The 21289-nt window shown below is 59.1% G+C and carries 19 protein-coding genes; 7 read left to right on the plus strand and 12 right to left on the minus strand.

The genetic code is table 11. From position 1 onward, the window contains the following. Window positions 1-10 precede the first annotated feature (10 nt). The 8 genes from IB250_RS23320 to gcl form a co-directional block, all read right to left on the minus strand. Window positions 11-1009, minus strand: a complete 999-nt coding sequence (locus IB250_RS23320) for a sulfate ABC transporter substrate-binding protein (protein WP_192345739.1) — start codon at window positions 1007-1009, stop codon at window positions 11-13. A gap of 106 nt (window positions 1010-1115) precedes the next feature. Beyond that, window positions 1116-1940 carry an ion transporter gene (locus tag IB250_RS23325; protein WP_123496095.1) on the minus strand — a complete coding sequence of 275 codons (825 nt, stop codon included), beginning with the start codon at window positions 1938-1940 and terminating at the stop codon, window positions 1116-1118. Window positions 1941-1961: 21 nt separating this feature from the next. Continuing rightward, a complete protein-coding gene (locus IB250_RS23330) occupies window positions 1962-2876 on the minus strand; it encodes an urea transporter (protein WP_192345740.1) in 915 nt (304 codons plus the stop codon). A gap of 139 nt (window positions 2877-3015) precedes the next feature. Continuing rightward, window positions 3016-4431: a pyruvate kinase gene (gene pyk, locus IB250_RS23335; protein WP_192345741.1), complete on the minus strand. Its 1416-nt coding sequence runs from the start codon at window positions 4429-4431 to the stop codon at window positions 3016-3018. Continuing rightward, window positions 4421-5701 carry a glycerate kinase gene (locus IB250_RS23340; protein WP_192345742.1) on the minus strand — a complete coding sequence of 427 codons (1281 nt, stop codon included), beginning with the start codon at window positions 5699-5701 and terminating at the stop codon, window positions 4421-4423. The genes pyk and IB250_RS23340 overlap by 11 nt, the downstream gene beginning before the upstream one ends. A gap of 150 nt (window positions 5702-5851) precedes the next feature. Continuing rightward, complete coding sequence (locus IB250_RS23345; RefSeq protein WP_008073038.1) at window positions 5852-6742, minus strand: 2-hydroxy-3-oxopropionate reductase; 891 nt, start codon at window positions 6740-6742, stop codon at window positions 5852-5854. Window positions 6743-6953: 211 nt separating this feature from the next. Continuing rightward, entirely contained in the window at window positions 6954-7736 is a 783-nt protein-coding gene (hyi, locus tag IB250_RS23350; protein WP_192345743.1) for a hydroxypyruvate isomerase, read from the minus strand. A 148-nt stretch (window positions 7737-7884) separates the two neighbouring features. After that, window positions 7885-9660, minus strand: a complete 1776-nt coding sequence (gene gcl / locus IB250_RS23355; protein ID WP_123496105.1) for a glyoxylate carboligase — start codon at window positions 9658-9660, stop codon at window positions 7885-7887. Between the two features lie 266 nt (window positions 9661-9926). Between gcl and IB250_RS23360 the strand changes: the two genes are divergently transcribed. Continuing rightward, window positions 9927-10367 (plus strand): GlcG/HbpS family heme-binding protein, encoded by a 441-nt coding sequence (locus IB250_RS23360; protein ID WP_192345744.1) that lies wholly within the window; start codon window positions 9927-9929, stop codon window positions 10365-10367. A gap of 214 nt (window positions 10368-10581) precedes the next feature. After that, window positions 10582-11040 (plus strand): REP-associated tyrosine transposase, encoded by a 459-nt coding sequence (locus IB250_RS23365; protein WP_192345745.1) that lies wholly within the window; start codon window positions 10582-10584, stop codon window positions 11038-11040. Between the two features lie 127 nt (window positions 11041-11167). Here IB250_RS23365 and IB250_RS23370 read toward each other — a convergent pair whose 3' ends face one another. Then, window positions 11168-11776: a TetR/AcrR family transcriptional regulator gene (locus IB250_RS23370; protein ID WP_008073046.1), complete on the minus strand. Its 609-nt coding sequence runs from the start codon at window positions 11774-11776 to the stop codon at window positions 11168-11170. A gap of 134 nt (window positions 11777-11910) precedes the next feature. Between IB250_RS23370 and IB250_RS23375 the strand changes: the two genes are divergently transcribed. Further along, window positions 11911-12825: a DUF808 domain-containing protein gene (locus tag IB250_RS23375; protein WP_192345746.1), complete on the plus strand. Its 915-nt coding sequence runs from the start codon at window positions 11911-11913 to the stop codon at window positions 12823-12825. Between the two features lie 136 nt (window positions 12826-12961). Here the strand turns inward: IB250_RS23375 and IB250_RS23380 are convergent, their stop codons facing one another. Together IB250_RS23380 and IB250_RS23385 are read right to left on the minus strand one after the other, a co-directional pair. Then, window positions 12962-13750: a VacJ family lipoprotein gene (locus IB250_RS23380; RefSeq protein WP_192345747.1), complete on the minus strand. Its 789-nt coding sequence runs from the start codon at window positions 13748-13750 to the stop codon at window positions 12962-12964. Further along, on the minus strand, window positions 13743-15041 hold the full coding sequence (locus IB250_RS23385) for a serine/threonine protein kinase (protein ID WP_192345748.1): 1299 nt from the start codon (window positions 15039-15041) through the stop codon (window positions 13743-13745). The genes IB250_RS23380 and IB250_RS23385 overlap by 8 nt, the downstream gene beginning before the upstream one ends. A 223-nt stretch (window positions 15042-15264) precedes the next feature. Between IB250_RS23385 and IB250_RS23390 the strand changes: the two genes are divergently transcribed. Beyond that, on the plus strand, window positions 15265-15633 hold the full coding sequence (locus tag IB250_RS23390) for a hypothetical protein (protein WP_192345749.1): 369 nt from the start codon (window positions 15265-15267) through the stop codon (window positions 15631-15633). 113 nt (window positions 15634-15746) lie between these two features. Here the strand turns inward: IB250_RS23390 and IB250_RS23395 are convergent, their stop codons facing one another. Beyond that, window positions 15747-17342, minus strand: coding sequence for a beta (1-6) glucans synthase (locus IB250_RS23395; RefSeq protein WP_192345750.1), 1596 nt, complete (start codon window positions 17340-17342; stop codon window positions 15747-15749). A 286-nt stretch (window positions 17343-17628) separates the two neighbouring features. On the opposite strand from IB250_RS23395, the gene IB250_RS23400 reads away from it, so the two are divergent. From IB250_RS23400 to IB250_RS23410, 3 genes are all read left to right on the plus strand, one after another. Beyond that, window positions 17629-18480, plus strand: coding sequence for a glycine betaine ABC transporter substrate-binding protein (locus tag IB250_RS23400; protein WP_123496121.1), 852 nt, complete (start codon window positions 17629-17631; stop codon window positions 18478-18480). A 206-nt stretch (window positions 18481-18686) separates the two neighbouring features. After that, window positions 18687-18998, plus strand: a complete 312-nt coding sequence (locus IB250_RS23405) for a DUF485 domain-containing protein (protein WP_007939152.1) — start codon at window positions 18687-18689, stop codon at window positions 18996-18998. Beyond that, a complete protein-coding gene (locus IB250_RS23410) occupies window positions 18995-20653 on the plus strand; it encodes a cation acetate symporter (RefSeq protein WP_192345751.1) in 1659 nt (552 codons plus the stop codon). Before IB250_RS23405 ends, IB250_RS23410 begins: the two co-directional genes overlap by 4 nt. Window positions 20654-21289 lie beyond the last annotated feature (636 nt).

Genomic DNA, 21289 nt, shown 5'->3' on the forward strand with positions numbered 1-21289 from the left:
GCCTCAGGAATTACTGACCGCTGTAAATCTGATCAAAAACCCCACCATCATTGAAGTGGGTCTTCTGTACAGTGCGCCAGTCACCAAAGGTCTTCTCCACCGAAAGGAAATCAACCTTCGGGAAGCGATCGGTGTACTTGGCCAATACCGCCGGATCACGCGGACGCAGGTAGTTGGCCGCCGCAATCTCCTGACCTTCCGGCGACCACAGGTACTTCAAATATTCCTCGGCAGCAGCGCGAGTGCCTTTTTTCTCGACCACTTTGTCGACCACGGACACCGGAGGTTCCGCTTCAGCGGAAACACTTGGGTAAATCACTTCAAACTGATCACGACCAAATTCACGCGCAATCATTTCCGCTTCGTTTTCGAAGGTCACCAGCACGTCGCCGATCTGGTTGGTCATGAACGTTGTAGTCGCTGCACGGCCACCGGTATCCAGCACTGGCGCTTGCTTGAACAGTTTGCCGACGAAGGCTTTGGCCTTGTTCTCGTCACCGCCGTTTTTCAGCACATAACCCCACGCCGAGAGGTAGGTATAGCGGCCGTTGCCCGAGGTTTTCGGGTTGGGGACGATCACTTGCACGCCGTCCTTGAGCAAGTCAGGCCAGTCTTTCAAGGCTTTCGGGTTGCCTTTGCGCACGATAAACACCGTGGCTGACGTGAAGGGCGCGCTGTTGTTCGGCAGGCGCGTAACCCAGTTGTCCGGGACCAGCTTGCCGTTGTCCGCCAGGGCGTTGATGTCGGTGGCCATGTTCATGGTGATGACGTCCGCCGGCAGGCCATCGATCACTGAACGCGCCTGTTTGCTGGAACCGCCGAAGGACATCTGCAGTGTGATGTTTTCGTTGTGCTCGGCTTGCCAGTGTTTCTGGAAGGCAGCGTTGTAGTCCTTGTAGAAATCTCGCATCACATCGTAGGAAACGTTAAGCAGGGTCGGTGCAGCCTGAGCCACGCTGCCCAAGACCAGGCCAGCGGCCAGAAGTGAGGCGCCAAAGAGTTTTTTCACTGCGCATTCCTTGTTTTATCAAACATGTTCTATGGAAAGTGTTGGCAATTTGCCAGCAACTATAGCCGGGCTCGCATAGTCCTTTAAAGATTAAAAAGCACTTTGCTTATTCCAGTTTCTTGAACAGCGCGTTGCCGCAACGGGAGCAAAAGGCTGCGCCGTGTTCGTGACTGTTTTTCTCGCAGGTCGGGCAATCGTGTTGCAATTGTTCGCCGCGCATCGCGTTGGCCAGTTCCGCGGTAAAGATCCCTGTGGGCACGGCGATGATCGAGTAACCGGTGATCATCACCAGCGACGAAACCACCTGACCCAATGGCGTCCTGGGCACGATATCGCCAAATCCCACGGTAGTCAGCGTGACGATGGCCCAATAGATGCCTTTGGGGATGCTGGTGAAGCCGTGTTCCGGGCCTTCGATCACGTACATCAGCGTGCCGAACACCGTCACCAGGGTACTGACGCTGAGCAGAAACACCACGATCTTCTGCTTGCTGCCGCGCAACGCCGTCATCAAATAGTTGGCTTGCTTCAGATACGGGCTGAGCTTGAGCACGCGGAAAATCCGCAGCATCCGAATGATCCGGATAATCAGCAGGTACTGTGCATCGCTGTAATACAGCGCAAGAATGCCGGGCACGATCGCCAGCAAGTCCACCAGCCCATAGAAGCTGAACGCGTAGCGCAGCGGCTTGGGCGAGCAGTACAGGCGCAGACCATATTCGATGGCGAAAACGATGGTGAAGCCCCATTCGATGTACGCCAGTATGTCGGCGTAGTTCTGATGAACGCTGTCGATACTGTCCAGAATCACGATCACCAGGCTCGCCAGGATGATCAACAACAGAATGCTGTCGAAGCGGCGACCGGCCGGGGTATCGGATTGGAAAATGATGACGTAAAGGTCTTCACGCCAGTTTTTATTGCTGTCCATGGAGAACGCCTGAACCAAGAATCAGCGAAGCCTAGGTCGATTCTCCCCGGTAGCGCAAGGCGCGCTGTCCATGGCGGCCTGACGCAACACCCGCATACCTGCGCGAATCATCCAGCAGGCGAGGATGAAGGGGGCCGTCAACGTGGCCAGGCCGAGTGCGGCGAACCCCGGTGTGAGCAACACCGCCAGCAGGATTCCCAACAATGGCAGCCAAGGCTGGCGACGATTTTGGCTGAAGGCGAGGGCGGCGAGCACGGTGTTGTAGCCGCTCAAGCCCTGTAAGGCGCTTGAAGTGTCGTGGTGCAGCAAGGCGAAGATGAGACCAGCAGCGGAGCCGAGCAGCGCCCACAGGAAGGCACGACGGTCAGCGATCATCAAACCTGTGGCAATCAGAGCACCGGCCAGCGGATGACCGAGAAACAGCACCTGACCGAGCCCTTTCAATGACGCGGCGAGCAAATTGAGTGTGGTCATTTCGATCAGCGGCGCGGGTTGCTGGGGAGCGGCAAACGACAGTAGCAACCAGCTCATCCCGACAAAGGGCGCGGTGTAGGCGGGCAGGCAATGAAGATCGCGCGAATGCTTGAGCCATTGCTGAGTGAGCATCGCGCTCAGCCCCCCAGCGGCAATGATCAGCGGTGGCAACAGCACCGACCATGGGAAATAAAGGCTCAGCAGCAGACCGAGCAGAATACCGTTGTAACTGAACAGGCCGGCCTGACGATCAGCCTTTGTGTAACCGCGACGTTGCGCGGTGAGCAACCCGGCGACCCCTCCCAGCAACGCACCGCCGAGCAGGGCCGGGGCGCTGAACAGAATCGCCAACAGACACAGCAGACCGCACAGCGGATGGCGCTGGAGAAAGATCTGGCTGAAGCCATTGAGCAGGGCAGTGGCCCAGTCGGGGCATTGGGTGTTGAAATGGTTGGCAGGCATGATAAGGGTCGTTCAGTACAGATCGTTCCCACGCTCTGCATGGGAATGCCTCAATGGACGCTCTGCGTCTGCTCTTGGGACGCAGAGCGTCCCGGGCTGCATTCCCACGCAGAGCGTGGGAACGATCATCGTGTAGGGGTTAAATCAGGGTTTCGATACGCAACGAATTGGTCGACCCCGGCTGCCCGAACGGAACTCCCGCCGTAATCAGCAACGTATCGCCGCGTTGAGCCATGCCCTGTGCCTGGGCAATCTCCAACGCTGTCGAGCACACTTCATCCACCTGGCGCAGCCGATCATTGACCACCGAGTGCACGCCCCACGCCACCGTCAAACGCCGCGCGGTTTGCAAATTCGGCGTCAGGTTGAGGATCGGCACCGTCGGCCGTTCCCGCGCCGCGCGCAGACTCGAGGTACCGGACTCGCTGTAGTTCACCAACACCGCCACCGGCAGCACGTTGCTGATGCGGCGGATCGCGCAGCTGATCGCATCCGACACCGTGGCCTCGGCTTTCGGTCGGCTCACGTCCAGTTGGGCCTGATAGTCCGGGCCGTTTTCCACCTGACGGATGATCTTGCTCATCATCTGCACAGCTTCCAGCGGATACTCGCCGGACGCGGTTTCCGCCGACAGCATCACCGCGTCCGCGCCTTCGGCCACCGCATTGGCGACGTCAGTGACTTCGGCGCGGGTCGGGGCGGGAGAGAAACGCATCGACTCCAGCATCTGCGTCGCCACCACCACCGGTTTGCCGAGTTGGCGGCAAGTGCTGATGATGTTTTTCTGGATTTGCGGCACGCTTTCGGCCGGCACTTCCACGCCCAGATCACCGCGAGCGACCATGATCGCATCGCTCAATTCGGCGATTTGCCGCAATTGAGTCACGGCCGATGGCTTCTCGATTTTCGCCATCAAAAACGCCTTGTCGCCGATCAGTGCGCGGGCTTCGCGGATGTCTTCCGGGCGTTGCACGAACGACAGCGCGACCCAATCCACCCCCAGCTCCAGACCAAAGCTCAAGTCGCGACGATCCTTGGTGGTCAACGGGCTCAGGTCCAGCACCGCTTGCGGCACGTTGACGCCTTTGCGATCCGACAGCTCGCCGCCATTGAGCACCGTGGTGTCGATGGCATCGGCGTACTTGGTCACCACCCGCAGGCGTAGCTTGCCGTCGTCCAGCAGCAGGTCCATGCCAGGCGTAAGCGCAGCGATGATTTCCGGGTGAGGCAAGTTGACCCGGCGCTCATCGCCCGGCGTCGGGTCCAGGTCCAGACGCAAGGCCTGACCGCGATGCAGCTGCACTTTGCCTTGGGCGAATTTGCCGACCCGCAATTTCGGGCCTTGCAGGTCCATCAGAATCCCCAGCGGGTAATTCAGCTGGCGCTCGACTTCACGAATCCACTGATAGCGCTGGGCGTGGTCGGCGTGATCGCCGTGGCTGAAGTTCAGGCGAAAAATATTGACCCCGGCCTGCACCAGCTCACGGATGTCGTCGATCCCGTTGGTAGCCGGGCCAAGGGTGGCGAGAATTTTGACCTTCTTATCAGGCGTCATGTTTAGTGCTCTCGAGAATCAGAATGGCGCGGAAGTCGTTGACGTTGGTGCGGGTCGGCTCGGTGACGATCAGCGCATCCAGCGCGGCGAAATAGCCGTAGCCATTGTTGTTGTCCAGTTCATCGCAGGCAGCGAGGCCGAGGGCGGCAGCGCGGGCGTAACTGTCTGGGGTCATGATGGCGCCGGCGTTGTCTTCGGAGCCGTCGATACCGTCGGTGTCGCCGGCCAGCGCGTAGACGCCGGGCAGGCCTTTGAGGCTGTCGGTCAGGCTCAGCAGGAATTCGGCGTTGCGCCCGCCACGGCCATTGCCGCGCACAGTGACGGTGGTTTCGCCGCCGGACAGAATCACGCACGGCGCTGCCAGCGGCTGGCCGTGCTGGACGATCTGCCGCGCAATGCCGGCATGGACTTTCGCCACGTCCCGGGATTCACCTTCCAGGTCGCCGAGAATCAATGGACTGAAACCGGCCTGACGGGCTTTCACCGCTGCCGCTTCGAGCGATTGCTGTGGGCGTGCGATCAACTGGAAATGACTGCGGGCCAGGCTCGGATCGTCGGGTTTTACCGTTTCCGATGCCGCGCTTTGCAGCCAGGTGCGCACCGAGGCCGGGACTTCGATGTCGTAACGCTTGAGGATCGCCAGCGCTTCGGCCGAGGTGCTCGGGTCGGCCACGGTGGGGCCGGAGGCGATGACCGTGGCGAGGTCGCCCGGTACATCGGAAATCGCATAGGTATAAACCGTGGCCGGCCAGCAGGCTTTGCCCAGACGACCGCCCTTGATCGCCGAGAGGTGCTTGCGCACGCAATTCATCTCGCCGATGGTCGCGCCGGATTTGAGCAGGGCTTTGTTGATCGACTGTTTGTCGGCGAGGGTGATGCCGGCAGCGGGCAAGGCGAGCAGGGCAGAGCCGCCTCCAGACAGCAGGAAGATCACGCGGTCGTCTTCGCTCAGGTCGCTGACCAGTTCCAGCACCCGCTTTGCGACAGCCAAACCAGCCGCATCCGGCACCGGGTGCGCGGCTTCGACCACTTCGATTTTTTCGCACGGGGCGCCGTGACCGTAACGGGTCACCACCAGGCCGGACACTTCACCCTGCCAGCAGCGCTCGACCACCTGAGCCATGGCCGCTGCGGCTTTACCGGCGCCGATGACGATCACCCGACCGCTGCGATCTTGGGGCAAATGAGCTTCGAGGACGTGCTGCGGATGGGCCGCGTCGATGGCTGTGGCAAACAGTTCGCGCAGCAATTGTTGCGGATCGACCGACATGGCGGGCTCCCGGAATTCTTGTTATTGGAGAAAGCTGCTTGCCCCTGTAGGAGCGAGGCTTGCCCGCGAACCGGCCACCTCGGTGTTTCTGCTGCACCGAGGCGATCCCTTCGCGGGCAAGCCTCGCTCCTACAGGGGCGGGTGATGGTGTTATTTATCGCGAATCGAGAAATTCGCCATGTGTTCCAGGCCTTTGATCAGCGCAGAGTGGTCCCAGTTGCTGCCACCGATGGCCGCGCAGGTGCTGAACACTTGCTGGGTATTGGCGGTGTTCGGCAGGTTGATGCCCAATTCGCGAGCACCGGCCAGGGCCAGGTTCAGGTCCTTCTGGTGCAGGCTGATGCGGAAGCCCGGGTCGAAGGTACCTTTGATCATGCGTTCGCCGTGCACTTCAAGGATCTTCGACGACGCGAAACCGCCCATCAGCGCTTCACGCACCTTGGCCGGATCGGCACCGTTTTTCGAGGCGAACAGCAGGGCTTCGGCCACGGCCTGGATGTTCAGCGCAACGATGATTTGGTTCGCCACTTTCGCGGTTTGACCGTCGCCGTTGCCACCAACCAGGGTGATGTTCTTGCCCATGGCCTGGAACAGCGGCAGAGCGCGTTCGAAGGCATCGGCATCGCCGCCGACCATGATGCTCAGGGTCGCAGCCTTGGCGCCGACTTCGCCGCCGGAAACCGGGGCGTCGAGGTACTGCGCGCCTTTCTCGTTGATTTTGGCTGCGAAGGCTTTAGTGGCAGTCGGCGAGATCGAACTCATGTCGATCACCACTTTGCCCTTGCTCACGCCAGCCGCAACGCCATCGGCGCGGAACAGCACGTCATCGACCTGCGGGGTATCCGGGACCATGACGATGATGAATTCAGCTTCCTGGGCCACTTCTTTCGGGTTCGCCAGGGCGACGGCACCAGCGGCCACCAGGTCGGCAGGCGCGGGGTCGTGGTGCGCCGACAGGAACAGGCTGTGACCGGCTTTCTGCAGGTTCAACGCCATTGGGTGGCCCATGATGCCGGTGCCGATAAATCCGATTTTAGCCATGAGAAAATCCTCTTGTTTTTGTGTCGCCAAATAATGTGCGCGTGGCTGAGGTAGACACATCCTGTGGCGAGGGAGCTTGCTCCCGCTGGGTTGCGAAGCGACCCCGAACCAACCGCCTCGATGTGTCAGGTAAAACTTGCTCGCAGGTTTTACGACTGCTTCGCAGCCGAGCGGGAGCAAGCTCCCTCGCCACAATGGTTCTGTTTCAACTTCAAATCGCGTTATGGGTTTTCAACCAGCCCAGGCCCGCTTCAGTGGTGGTCAGCGGCTTGTATTCGCAGCCGATCCAGCCCTGATAACCGATGCGATCCAGGTGTTCGAACAGGAAGTGGTAGTTGATTTCACCGGTGCCCGGTTCGTTGCGCCCTGGGTTGTCGGCCAACTGGATGTGGTTGATCTCGCCCAGGTGCGCGGCCATGGTGCGGGCCAGGTCGCCCTCCATGATTTGCATGTGATAGATATCGTATTGCAGGAACAGGTTGGCGCTGCCGACCTGCTCGCGAATCGACAGGGCTTGCGCCGTGTTGTTCAGGTAGAAGCCCGGGATGTCACGGGTGTTGATCGCTTCCATCACCAGTTTGATGCCCGCCGCTTGCAGCTTGTCGGCCGCGTACTTGAGGTTGGCGACGAAGGTCTTTTCCACGGTGGCATCGTCGACACCTTGCGGACGAATACCGGCCAGGCAGTTGATCTGGGTGTTGCCCAGCACTTTGGCGTAAGCGATGGCCAGATCGACACCGGCGCGGAATTCTTCGACCCGATCCGGCAGGCACGCAATACCGCGCTCGCCCTTGGCCCAGTCACCGGCCGGCAGGTTGAACAGCACCTGGGTCAAGCCATTGGCATCGAGCCTGGCCTTGATTTCGGCGGAGCTGAAATCGTAGGGAAACAGGTATTCGACACCACTGAAGCCGGCCTTGGCGGCAGCGTCGAAACGGGCAAGAAAATCCTGCTCGGTGAACAGCATGGACAGGTTGGCTGCGAAACGCGGCATGGTGGTCTCCCGTATAGGTGTGGTCGTCGTTCCCAGATCCCTGTGGGAGCGGGCTTGCTCGCGAAAGCGGTGTGTCAGGCGACATCAATGTTGACTGTGCCGCCGCCTTCGCGAGCAAGCCCGCTCCCACAGTGGGAACGATCAGCAGTTAGTCGAGCAGCGAAATCGCCGTTGGCGCATCGTTGCCGACCAGCGCCAGGTCTTCGAATTCGTTGACGGCGTTGATCTCGGTGCCCATGGAAATGTTGGTCACGCGCTCCAGAATGATTTCGACGATCACCGGCACCTTGAACTCCTCGATCAGTTCCTGAGCCTTGCGCAGGGCAGGCTGGATCTGAGCCGGTTCGAACACCCGCAACGCCTTGCAACCCAGGCCTTCGGCGACAGCGACGTGGTCGACACCGTAACCGTTGAGTTCCGGAGCGTTGAGGTTGTCGAAAGACAACTGCACGCAGTAGTCCATGTCGAAACCGCGCTGAGCCTGACGGATCAAACCCAGGTACGAGTTGTTTACGACAACATGGATGTACGGCAGCTTGAACTGCGCGCCTACTGCCAGTTCTTCGATCATGAACTGGAAGTCATAATCCCCAGACAGTGCCACAACCTTACGGGTCGGATCAGCCTTGACCACGCCGAGTGCGGCCGGAATGGTCCAGCCCAACGGGCCGGCCTGGCCGCAGTTGATCCAGTGACGCGGTTTGTAGACGTGCAGGAACTGCGCGCCGGCAATCTGCGACAGACCGATAGTGCTGACGTAGCAGGTGTCCTTACCGAAGACCTGGTTCATCTCTTCGTAAACGCGTTGCGGCTTGACCGGTACGTTGTCGAAGTGAGTCTTGCGCTGCAGGCTGGCTTTGCGTTGCTGGCAGTCTTGCAGCCAGGCACTACGGTTTTTCAACTTGCCGGCGGCTTGCCATTCGCGAGCGACTTCGATGAACACGGTCAACGCGGCAGCAGCGTCGGACACGATGCCCAGGTCCGGGGTGAACACCCGGCCGATCTGGGTCGGTTCGATGTCGACATGAATGAACTTGCGGCCTTCGGTGTAAACGTCGACCGAACCGGTGTGACGGTTAGCCCAACGGTTACCGACGCCCAGCACCACGTCGGACTTCAGCATCGTGGCGTTGCCGTAACGGTGTGAGGTTTGCAGACCGACCATGCCAACCATCAGCGGGTGATCGTCCGGGATGGTGCCCCAGCCCATCAGGGTCGGGATCACTGGAATGCCGGTCAGCTCAGCGAACTCCACCAGCAACTCGCTGGCGTCGGCATTGATGATGCCACCACCGGCCACCAGCAATGGACGTTCAGCCTGATCGAGCATGGTCAGAGCCTTCTCGATCTGTACGCGATTAGCGGTCGGCTTGGCCAGCGGCAGCGGTTCATAGGCGTCGATGTCGAATTCGATTTCAGCCATCTGCACGTCGAACGGCAGGTCGATCAGCACTGGGCCAGGGCGGCCGGAGCGCATTTCATAGAAGGCTTTCTGGAACGCGTAAGGCACTTGGCCCGGCTCCATGACGGTGGTCGACCATTTGGTGACCGGCTTGACTATGCTGGTGATGTCGACAGCCTGGAAGTCTTCCTTGTGCATACGGGCCCGCGGTGCCTGGCCGGTGATGCACAGGATCGGGATCGAGTCGGCCGAGGCGCTGTAGAGCCCGGTGACCATGTCGGTACCGGCAGGTCCCGAGGTGCCGATGCACACGCCGATGTTGCCGGCCTTGGTGCGGGTGTAGCCCTCGGCCATGTGCGAGGCGCCTTCAACGTGGCGAGCGAGGACGTGATCGATGCCACCGACCTTCTGCAAGGCGGAGTACAGCGGGTTGATCGCGGCGCCCGGGATGCCAAAAGCGGTATCAACCCCTTCACGGCGCATCACCAGAACGGCGGCTTCGATTGCTCTCATTTTGCTCATGATTTTGTGCCTCTTACGTTTTGTAATTGTATACAAGTGGCTTTGCGCAGAGTGTATTCATGGCGGACGGCGCAGGTCAATCCATTTTCTCAAGCAGCTGTTTCATTCGTCGGAAGCCCGAAGGACTGTGGCTTTTCGTCGCATGTGGAGCTTTTCGAGAATTATTGTATACAAAAAAATAATTCATTGTGTTCTATTTGTTGCATCGGATTGCGCAACAGAAAGCAATCCAACGGCTTTCCCAATAACAAAATGAGGACGGCACCATGAGCGCTTTAACCTTGAACGTCGCAGTCAACCTGGCCAACCAGGCCATCTCCGCAGGCCGTGCAATCTCTGCCGCGCCCTTGACCATTGCCGTGCTGGACGCCGGCGGCCACTTGATAACGCTGCAACGCGAAGACGGCGCCAGCTTGCTGCGCCCACAGATCGCCATCGGCAAAGCCTGGGGCGCGATCGCCTTGGGCAAAGGCTCACGCCTGCTGGCCCAGGACGCCCAACAACGCCCGGCCTTCTTCGCCGCGCTGAATAGCCTGGGGCAGGGCAGCGTCGTCCCGGTACCGGGCGGCGTGTTGATTCGGGATCAGGATGGGAATGTGTTGGGGGCGGTGGGTATCAGCGGTGATTTGTCTGATGTGGACGAGCAATGTGCGATCAGGGCGATCGAGACGCAGGGGTTGAGGGCGGATGCGGGGGTGACGGCTTGATTATTGGGTGACTGATCTACCGCCTTCGCGAGCAAGCCCGCTCCCACACGGGATCGTCGGTGGACACAAATTGTGTGAACACCGCAGATCAACGGTGGGAGCGGGCTTGCTCGCGAAGGCGATGTTCCAGACACATCCAGCTAAAAGTATGCCCCACTATCCGGTATTCGCTGATCTAGCCTTTTCATGATTTCATCCATGAAGGGGCAAAGGAATGCCTGAACTGTCAGCATCACATCGCCTGCGCATTGGTCGTTATGCAGAGCAAAACCGCATCTACCTACTGACGGCCAATACCCTTGGGCGGGAGCCTGTTTTCAAGGATTACACCTTGGGCAGGATGGTCGTACATCAATTCAAGCAAGCACAGGATCAGGGTTTTGCCGACTCCTTGGCCTTTGTGGTCATGCCTGACCATTTTCACTGGTTAATCCAGCTACAAAGAGGATCGCTGGGACAACTGATGTGTCAGACCAAATCGTTGAGTACTCGATCGATCAATGCGGCGGCTGGCAGGGTAGGCAGCCTTTGGCAACAGAGTTTTCATGATCATGCATTGCGGCGAGAGGAGGATTTGGTGAAGCTCGCTCGATATGTTGTCGCGAACTCATTGCGGGCGGGGCTGATTGAAAAGCTTGGCGACTATCCGTTGTGGGATGCTATCTGGGTTTGATGTGGGACCGAGTTGCCCCATTCGCGAGCAAGCCCGCTCCCACAGTTGATCTCGGTTGTTCACAGATTTTGTGTACGCAGTAGATCCAATGTGGGAGCGGGCTTGCTCGCGAAGGCCGCACCACGGTTTACCGATCCAGCTCACACCCCTTGAGCACCAACCGGATAATCGTCTGCGCCGCGGCTTCATAGTCGGCCTCATCCAATTTGGCCTTGCCGGTAACCGCAGAGATCTGCCAGTCAAAGTCGGCATAGGTCTGGGTCGCAGCCCAGATGCTGAACATCAGGTGGTTGGGGTCGATCGGGGCGATCTGGCCGCGGTCGATCCAGGTCTGGATGCAGTCGATGTTGTGCCTCGCCTGGCCGTTGAGCTGCTCGACCAGGTCGGGGCTCAGGTGCGGGGCGCCGTGCATGATTTCGCTGGCGAACACTTTGGAGGCGAAGGGCAGGTCACGGGAGATGCGGATTTTCGAGCGAATGTAGCCGCTCAGCACTTCGCTGGGCACGCCGTCGGCGTTGAACGGCGTCGAGGCCTGCAGGATTGGCTCGATGATGCTTTCCAGGACCTCGCGGTAGAGATTTTCCTTGGATTTGAAGTAGTAGTAGACGTTAGGCTTGGGCAGCCCGGCCTTGGCCGCGATGTCACTGGTTTTGGTCGCAGCGAAGCCCTTGTCGGCAAATTCTTCACTGGCGGCACGCAGGATCAGTTCTTTGTTGCGCTCGCGGATGGTGCTCATAAACCAAGGAGTTCCTTGCCTGTTCTGGCGGTTGCGCATGGTAGCACCGGCCTCGCGCGGCGCTCAAGAATGCCCCGTCTGGCCTCGGGTCGCGCTATGCTGCGCACCATTCATTCAAGAAGGAAACCTGATTCATGGCAGGAAGCAGTTTGCTGGTGCTGATCGACGACATCGCCACCGTACTGGACGATGTGGCGTTGATGACCAAAATGGCCGCCAAGAAGACCGCCGGCGTGCTTGGCGACGATCTGGCGCTCAATGCCCAGCAGGTTTCCGGCGTGCGTGCCGAGCGGGAAATCCCGGTGGTGTGGGCCGTGGCCAAAGGCTCGTTCCTCAACAAGCTGATCCTGGTGCCCTCGGCCTTGGCCATCAGTGCGTTCATTCCGTGGCTGGTCACGCCGTTGTTGATGGTCGGTGGCGCTTACCTGTGCTTCGAAGGTTTCGAGAAGCTCGCCCACAAATTCCTCCACAGCAAAGCCGAAGATCAGGCCGAACACGCAGAGCTGGTCGAGGCCGTGGCCAACCCGGCGGTCGATCTGGTGGCGTTCGAGAAGGACAAGATCAAAGGGGCGATTCGTACCGACTTCATCCTTTCGGCGGAAATCATCGCCATCACCCTGGGCACCGTGGCTGGCGCTTCGCTGACCCAGCAAGTGATCGTGCTATCGGGCATCGCCATCGTCATGACCATCGGTGTCTACGGCTTGGTGGCCGGCATCGTCAAGCTCGATGACCTCGGTCTGTGGCTGACCCAGAAGCCCGGGCAAATAGCCAAAAGCATCGGCGGCGGGATTCTGCGTGCAGCGCCGTACATGATGAAAAGCCTGTCGGTGATCGGCACCGCGGCGATGTTCTTGGTCGGCGGCGGAATTCTGACCCACGGCGTGCCGGTGGTTCATCACTGGATCGAGAGTGTCAGCGCGGGTGCTGGTGGGACCGGGTTTATTGTGCCGACGTTGCTGAATGCGGTGGCCGGGATTGTGGCGGGTGCGGCGGTGTTGGTGGGAGTGATGGCGGTGAGCAAGACCTGGAAAGCAGTCAAAGGTTGAAGCCTGGCAATACGATCAAGTGTGGGAGCGGGCTTGCTCGCGAAGAGGTAATAACATTCAGCATCAATGTTGACTGTTATACCGCCTTCGCGAGCAAGCCCGCTCCCACATTTGTTTTGTGGTGTTGCCGATGCAATTACTCGGCAACCTGCAGCTTGCGCGACTCGGTGTACACGTAGCGCACTTTTTCATACTCGAACGGCGTATTCAGCTGACCATAGCGGAAGCTGTTCTGATAGCGCTTGTCGATGACGCGAAGTGCCCAGACTTCCGGATGGTTGGAGCTGACTTCGGCCACGTTCAAGAAGTTGATCGCCGATTCACCGGTGTAATCCACCACCAGGCCAGCCGTGTCACGCAGATTCGACGGACCGAGGATCGGCAGCACGAAGTAGGCGCCGCCCGGTACGCCGTAGAAGCCCAGTGTCTGACCGAAGTCTTCGCTCTGGCGCGGCAGCCCCATGGCGGTGGCCGGGTCCCACAGGCCGGCGACACCGATGGTGGTGTTGAGCAGCAGGCGCGCGGTGGTTTCCATCGAACGCTGACCTTTGAATTGCAGCAAACTGTTCACCAGGTTTGGCACATCGCCGACGTTGTTGAAGAAGTTGCTGACGCCGGTGCGCAGGAAACTTGGGGTGATGTAGCGATAGCCGTTGACCACGGGCAGGAACACCCATTGGTCGAAACGGTAGTTGAAGTGGTAGACGCGGCGGTTCCATTCTTCCAGCGGGTCGTAGACGTTCAGCGCGTTGAGCGTCGAACGTTCGAACTCGCGCTGATCCAGCCCCGGGTTGAATTTGAGTTTGCTCAGCGGTTCCTTGAAGCCGTCGCTATCGACCACCACAGGTGCATTGGCTTTGCTGTTGTCGGCGCTGGCGACGCCTGCACAGAGTAACGCTGCGATCAGCAGGGGGTATTTAGCCACGGAAAAACTCCAGCATGGCGTCGCTGTTGACGCGATAGTTGAGGTTGCCGCAATGGCCGCCCAATGGATAAACAGTCAAACGGTCGCCGAAGGTCCGGCGCAGAAACCCCAGGTCGCCAGGGCCGAGGATCACGTCGTCGGCGTTGTGCATGACGGCGATTTTCGGGCTGTCGTGCAGGTAATCCTTGAGTGCATACAGGCTGACCTGATCAATCAGTTGCAGCAGGCTGCCGCCGTCGGTGCGGGCGCGCCACATCGGAATGACCTGTTCGGTCAGGTAGCAGTCGAAGTCGCATTGCAGTGCGCGTTTGAGAAACGGCGTGAGGGTGGTGCCTTCGGTGATCGGGTATTTCGGTGGCGTGATCAGGCCGCGACGATTGATCAGGTCCGAGGTGAAGGCGATGTCCGCTGCAGAGAAACGGAACGAAGTGCCAATCAGCATGGCCATCTGTTCGTTGCTCAAGTGCTGCTTGGACTGCTGGAAGTCGTAGAGCAGGGCATCGTTGAGGTCGATGTAGCCCTTCTGCTGGAAGTAGCGGGTCAGTTTGTCCAGTACCAGTTCATAGAAGGTGGTGCTGTTGTTGATGCCCTTTACCTCTGTCTGTACCAGCTTGTCCAGGTTGGTGACCGAGGTGTAAAGGTTGACCGGTGGGTTGAGCAGCAAGACTTTCTTGAAATTGAAGCTGCGACGGGTTTCATCCAGGTGCGCGACAAATGCCGCATCCAGTGCGCCAAGGCTGTAACCGGTCAGGAAATAATCGGTGACCGGCAGCTTCGGGTTCTGCGCCCGCACGGCCTGCATCACCCGGTACATGTCTTCGGCATCCTCCTTGGTCACGCCCGGTGTGGCGAAACGCGAAGCGGCGGTCATGAAGTCGAAGCTGGTCGGCGACGACAGCTGCACCACGTGATAGCCAGCCTTGTAGTAGAGCTTTTTCAGGTACTCGTTGAGGGTGCTGTCATAGCGTGCACCCGTGCCGGAGATCAGGAAGATCAACGGTGCCGCTTGATCTTGCGTGGCGATGCGGTAGGTGAGTTTCTTCACCGGCCAGAAATTGTCCGGCAGGCTGAATTCACGCTCCGGGCGCAATGTGACGCTGCGATCCTCCTGATTGATATCGTCGTCGAGCGGCAACTCCGGGCGTAACTCCGGCGGTGTCGTGGCGATAGTCGCCTCGAACGGGTTGGTCAGGGGGTAGCCGTAACTGGCGGCATCAATGTCGGCCGCCAGTGCGGACGCACTTAAAATCAAGCCGCCAAACAGGGCGGCGCAGCGCAAGGAACGGAGCATGACTAGATCCCTTAGAGGAAGGTGCCGGATGAAGTTCGCAGGCTATGACCACAGGATTTGCGCCAAAGTGCCATGACGGGCACCAATCAGGCCTGATTTCGGAGCAACGGTAGCTGGACGATACACTTTGCAGCTATTTGATGAACAGTTATCTGTTGATGTCACTTGCTTACCGCGGGCGGGGGATTAAGCTGGCCGCCGATTTCGTTTATTGGAGTGCTTCATGTCCCGCCGTCTGCCCGTGATCCTGTTGCTCGTTCTTCTGCCGTTATGGCTGGCCGCCAGTTATGGCGCGCGTTATGGCTTCATGGAGGATGCGCAGTGGGTCGGCATCTGCGTAGATGAGGCCAGTCGCTGGGAATGCCAGATTCGGTCGAATCTCGGCTTGATGATTCATTTCAAGGTTCTGGGCTGGGTAGCATTGGCTGCCGCCGTGATTGGTTTTGTTCTACCAGGGCGAGCGGGGTGGTGGCTGGCGGTGCTGGCGCTGGTGTTCGGGTTTCCGGCGCTGGCGTTGTACAACACCACGTTGGCGGTGTTTGCGGTGGTGATTGCTGCATTGCGTCTGGTTCGGGCTTCTCGTAGCGCCTGATGGGCAGCCTTCGCGGGCAAGCCCGCTCTCACATTTAACCGCGTTCTCATGCTAGATGCGGTCGAATGTGGGAGCGGGCTTGCTCGCGAAGAGGTCGGTAGACGCGCTGAAGATTATCCTTTGCGAACCCGCAAGCTGCGCCACAACGCCGCCACCATCAACACACTCACCAGCGCCCAACCCCAGGCCTGCTGGTTCTGCAAACCTTCTTGATACAGTTGCGGCGCAATGCCGGCGCCGATGATGAAGGTCAGCAGGGCGATTTCCCGGCGCGGCACACTGACCGGACGGCACAGATACACCAGCGCCGGCAGGATGAACGCAATACTCGGGAAGCTGCGATAACGCGGATCGAACACCAGCTCCAGCATCATCACCGCCGCGGCAAAACCTGCCGCTGCCAGCCACCAGCCGGCACGACGTTCCAGTGCATTGAAGGCGCGTTCACGCCAGCCGGTACGAGCGCTCAAGGCCAGCGCGGCATGGGCCAGCACCAACAGATTCAACCCCGTCAGCAAAGCGACCCACAGCCATTCACTGGCAAACCGTGTGGTGACCCGAGCCAGATCGCCCCAGGCACCCATCGAGCAGGCGGCCAGCGCGCCGAGCAGCGGCAGTACCAGCGCCGCACGGGTGCTGCGAACGCGACCGCCGAGGATCAGTGTGCCGATGAAGATCAACCCACCCAGCGCCAGCCATTGCGACCAGTACGGCACGTTCGAGACTGGCCCGGCGAGTACGCCCTTATCCTGACGATCGGCGTCGAACAATCCCCAGTAACCCCCGACCGCACCTTCGCTGGCGCGTTTCCAGGGCTGGTCAAATGCCTCGATCAGGTTGTAATGCCAGCCTTGCTGTTCGGCCATGATCACAAAGCTACGAATGAACCTGGCTTCGTTGACCCTGCTCGGCAAAGCGGTTTCGCGCTGACGGCCTTCGCTCGGCCAGCCGGTTTCGCCAATCATCACGTCTTTGGGCGCAAATTTGTTGCCGAACACCTGACGCACTTCGGCCACATGCTGCAGCGCGGCGTCGATGTTCGACGGATCGTCTTCCCAGTACGGCAGCAAATGAATGGTCAGGAAGTCCACCGCCGGAGCGATTTCGGGATGCTTGAGCCAGAATTCCCAGACGTCGGCGTAGGTCACCGGTTGTTTGACCTGACTTTTGACCTTGTTAATCAGCGTTGCCAACTGTGCGCCGGTGACTTCCTTGCGCAGCAGGGTTTCATTACCTACGATCACCGAGGTCACTACATCGGCGTTGGCATTGGCCGAGGCGATCAGCAGGTCGACCTCCTTGGCGGTGTCCACCGGGTTGCTGTTGACCCAGGCGCCGATCATCAGCTTCAAGCCGTGCTTGCGTGCCAGATCGGGCAGAGCCTCGAGGCCGGTCATGGAATAAGTGCGGATGCATTCGAAACGGGTTGCCAGCAGTGCGAGGTCGGCGTCCATGCGCTCGGGGCGCAGTTTGAACGGCACATCGAACGGCGACTGGTCTTTGTCGAACGGGGTGTAGGAGGCGCATTGCAGCTTGTGTGTTGCGCTGGCCACGTCCGGCAGGATCACCGGTTTGCCGAGTCCATACCAGAAGCCACCGAGGGCAAAAAGCCCCAGCAGGCAGGCAAATAAATAAGCAAGAAGAGGAAAGCGGGATGTCGCGGGCATGGTCAGGCCGTCTGGGAACAAAGCCGCGCATGTTACCTGCATTTGTCCCGCGCTTGGTGGCCCGCATAATTTTGACATGCAAAGTTCAGGCGGGGTGGCGGATGGATTTGCGACGGTTGCAATTAATGGCCTTCTGATGTCGTTTCTCGATGCCTTGAGGTCGCTGGCAGAGCAGGTCGCAGTGGGCGTCAGGTTGATCATCCAATCGTCAGTACTCCGCTGATGTTTGAACGAGTTTGCGGTGAGGCGTGATGGGGGCGCTGTGCACCATAACAATACGTTGAGCGGCTCGGCATCCGTCGAGCGCAGCACTTTCGGGGAAGTAACGATGAAGATGCGACGACTCTTGGGCGCAGGTGCCGCTTTGGTGCTGGCGATCAGTTCTACGATGGCCAGTGCTGAAGGCAAGGCAGTGACGATCGGTTATGTAGACGGCTGGTCGGACAGCGTCGCCACGACCAACGTGGCCGCGGAAGTGATCAGACAGAAACTCGGTTATGACGTGAAGCTGCAAGCGGTTGCCACCGGGATCATGTGGCAGGGTGTGGCCACTGGCAAGCTCGACGCCATGCTGTCGGCGTGGCTGCCCGTGACTCACGGTGAATACTGGACCAAGAACAAGGATCAGGTCGTCGATTACGGCCCGAACTTCAAGGATGCAAAAATCGGCCTGATCGTGCCGGAGTACGTCAAGGCCAAGTCCATTGCCGATCTGAAAACCGACGACAGCTTCAAAAATCGTATCGTCGGTATCGATGCCGGTTCAGGCGTGATGCTCAAGTCCGAGCAGGCGATCAAGGACTATGGCCTGGACGGCTATACCCTCAAGGCCAGTTCCGGCGCCGGCATGATTGCCGAGCTGACCCGTGCCGAGAAGAAAAACGAATCCATTGCCGTCACCGGTTGGGTGCCGCACTGGATGTTCGCCAAGTGGAAACTGCGTTTCCTGGAAGATCCGAAAGGCGTTTACGGTGCGGCTGAAACCGTAAATAGCATCGGTAGCAAGGGCCTGGATGCCAAAGCACCTGAAGTCGCGAAGTTCCTGAAGAACTTCCAATGGGCGTCGAAAGACGAAATCGGCGAAGTCATGTTGGCGATTCAGGAGGGTGCCAAGCCTGAAGCCGCAGCGAAGGATTGGGTGGCCAAACACCCGGATCGCGTTGCCGACTGGGTCAAATGATTTGATTAGAAGCGTCTAGTCAGTACCTCTCGAGGCCCCTTGGCATTTATGCCAAGGGGCCTTTTGCTTTTTTATGTGTTTAACGCATGCATGAGAAATGGCGACTCTGTCATGTCGTTCTAATACTAAGGTCGTCTGGAACCTGTCCGGCAGCCGCATAGAGTGGATACCGTTCCAACTAAATCTGTGCTGCGAGGATAAAAACAATGAACGACAGCATTTACCTCTCGATTCAAAACAGCCCGCGCTTCAAGGAGCTGGTCAGCAAGAGAGAACGATTCGCCTGGATTCTTTCAGCGATCATGCTTGGGCTGTACTCCGGATTCATTCTTTTGATTGCTTACGGACCGCATATCCTGGGCGCAAAAATCAGCCCCGAGTCCTCAATTACCTGGGGCATTCCGATCGGTGTCGGGCTGATCGTTTCGGCCTTTGTCCTCACGGGTATCTACGTGCGACGCGCCAACGGCGAATTCGACGACTTGAACAATGCGATTCTCAAGGAGGCTCAGCAATGATCCGGCGTCTAATGGCTCTATTGAGCATCGCAGCCTTCGCACCTGGCGCCTGGGCGGCTGAAGCCCTGACGGGTGCGGTACAGAAACAACCACTCAACATTTCCGCGATCCTGATGTTCGTGGCATTCGTGGGTGCAACCCTGTGCATCACTTACTGGGCTTCCAAGAAAAACAACTCGGCCGCCGACTACTATGCGGCGGGCGGCAAGATCACCGGTTTCCAGAACGGCTTGGCGATTGCCGGTGACTACATGTCCGCGGCATCCTTCCTGGGTATTTCCGCCCTGGTGTTTACCTCTGGCTACGATGGCCTGATCTACTCGATCGGCTTCCTGGTGGGCTGGCCGATCATTCTGTTCCTGATCGCCGAGCGCCTGCGCAACCTGGGCAAATACACCTTTGCCGACGTGGCGTCCTACCGCCTCGGGCAAACCCAGATCCGCTCGCTGTCGGCATGCGGTTCGCTGGTGGTGGTGGCGTTCTACCTGATCGCGCAAATGGTGGGTGCTGGCAAGCTGATTCAGCTGTTGTTCGGTCTCGACTATCACGTTGCGGTGATCCTGGTCGGTATCCTGATGTGCCTGTACGTGCTGTTCGGCGGCATGCTGGCGACCACTTGGGTGCAGATCATCAAGGCGGTGCTCTTGCTGTCCGGTGCCTCGTTCATGGCACTGATGGTGATGAAGCACGTCAACTTCGACTTCAACGCGCTGTTCTCCGAGGCGATCAAGGTTCACCCTAAAGGTGAAGCGATCATGAGCCCGGGCGGCCTGGTGAAGGATCCGGTCTCGGCGTTCTCCCTCGGTCTGGCGCTGATGTTCGGTACCGCTGGCCTGCCGCACATCCTGATGCGCTTCTTCACCGTGAGCGACGCTAAAGAAGCGCGTAAAAGCGTGCTGTATGCAACCGGCTTCATTGGCTACTTCTACATCCTGACCTTCATCATCGGCTTCGGCGCGATTCTGCTGGTCAGCACCAATCCGGCCTTCAAAGATGCGGCTGGCGCGCTGATGGGCGGCAACAACATGGCGGCGGTGCATTTGGCCAACGCGGTGGGTGGCAGTATCTTCCTGGGCTTCATCTCGGCGGTGGCGTTCGCAACCATCCTGGCGGTGGTGGCTGGTCTGACCCTGGCCGGTGCTTCGGCGGTGTCCCATGATCTGTACGCCAGTGTGATCAAGAAGGGCAAGGCCAACGAGAAGGACGAGATCCGTGTCTCGAAAATCACCACCATCGCTCTGGCGGTGCTGGCGATCGGCTTGGGTATTCTGTTCGAGAAGCAGAACATCGCGTTCATGGTGGGCCTGGCGTTCTCCATCGCGGCAAGCTGCAACTTCCCGGTACTGCTGCTTTCCATGTACTGGAAGAAGCTGACGACTCGTGGTGCGATGATCGGCGGCTGGCTGGGTCTGGTCAGTGCAGTTGGCTTGATGGTGTTGGGGCCAACCATCTGGGTGCAGATCCTGGGTCACGAGAAGGCGATCTTCCCGTATGAATACCCGGCGCTGTTCTCCATGGCCATTGCGTTTGTCGGGATCTGGTTCTTCTCGGTCACTGACAAGTCCGCCGAAGGTGTGAACGAGCGGGCGCTGTTCTTCCCGCAGTTTGTTCGTTCGCAGACCGGGTTGGGGGCGAGTGGGGCGGTTTCGCACTAAGGCTTTGAGTTTCTATATATAAGCTGAGCTACACAAAATGCCCTGGTCGAGAGATTGGGGCATTTTTTTATTGGGCGGTTATCGGCCCTTGTTTGACTTGCTCGCGAAGGTGGCCTGATAGTCGACTGGGCTCTTTGATCGTGTACATATCCGTTTCTGCGGTTACGGCTTCTATTGGTTTCGCTTTTACAGCGAGTCATTTTGGAAAAGCCCCAAAGTAACCAAAGGGCTCTTACCCCTCCATTCGGTGCCTCGCCTAGGCTCGGCATGCCCTCACTCCGGCATTGCTCCGGGGGCCCGCCGCCATCGGCCATCCATGGCCGGGGGCGGCTACCGCGGCATCCTTGCCGCGGTGCCCCCTACGCAACGCCTGCGTTCGGCCTCTGGGAAAGGGGCGGCAGATCAAGATCAAAAGCCAAAGCCAAAGCCGAAGCAACGGCAACGGCAACGGCAAGATCAAAAGCTTCGCGAGCAGGCTCGCTCCCACAGTTGGGCTGGGTGCATCCGGGGGAAGATTGGTCGGCTGACAGGCCGCCATCGCAGCGATGCAGCGACCCGACAAGCCAGCTCCCACAAAAAATCAGAGCACAGCCGCTCTGCTTTTCACCACTAAACAGGCCGAGCGTTAGCTCGCCT

The sequence above is a fragment of the Pseudomonas sp. PDM09 genome (genome assembly GCF_014852305.1).
Taxonomy (GTDB): Bacteria; Pseudomonadota; Gammaproteobacteria; order Pseudomonadales; family Pseudomonadaceae; genus Aquipseudomonas.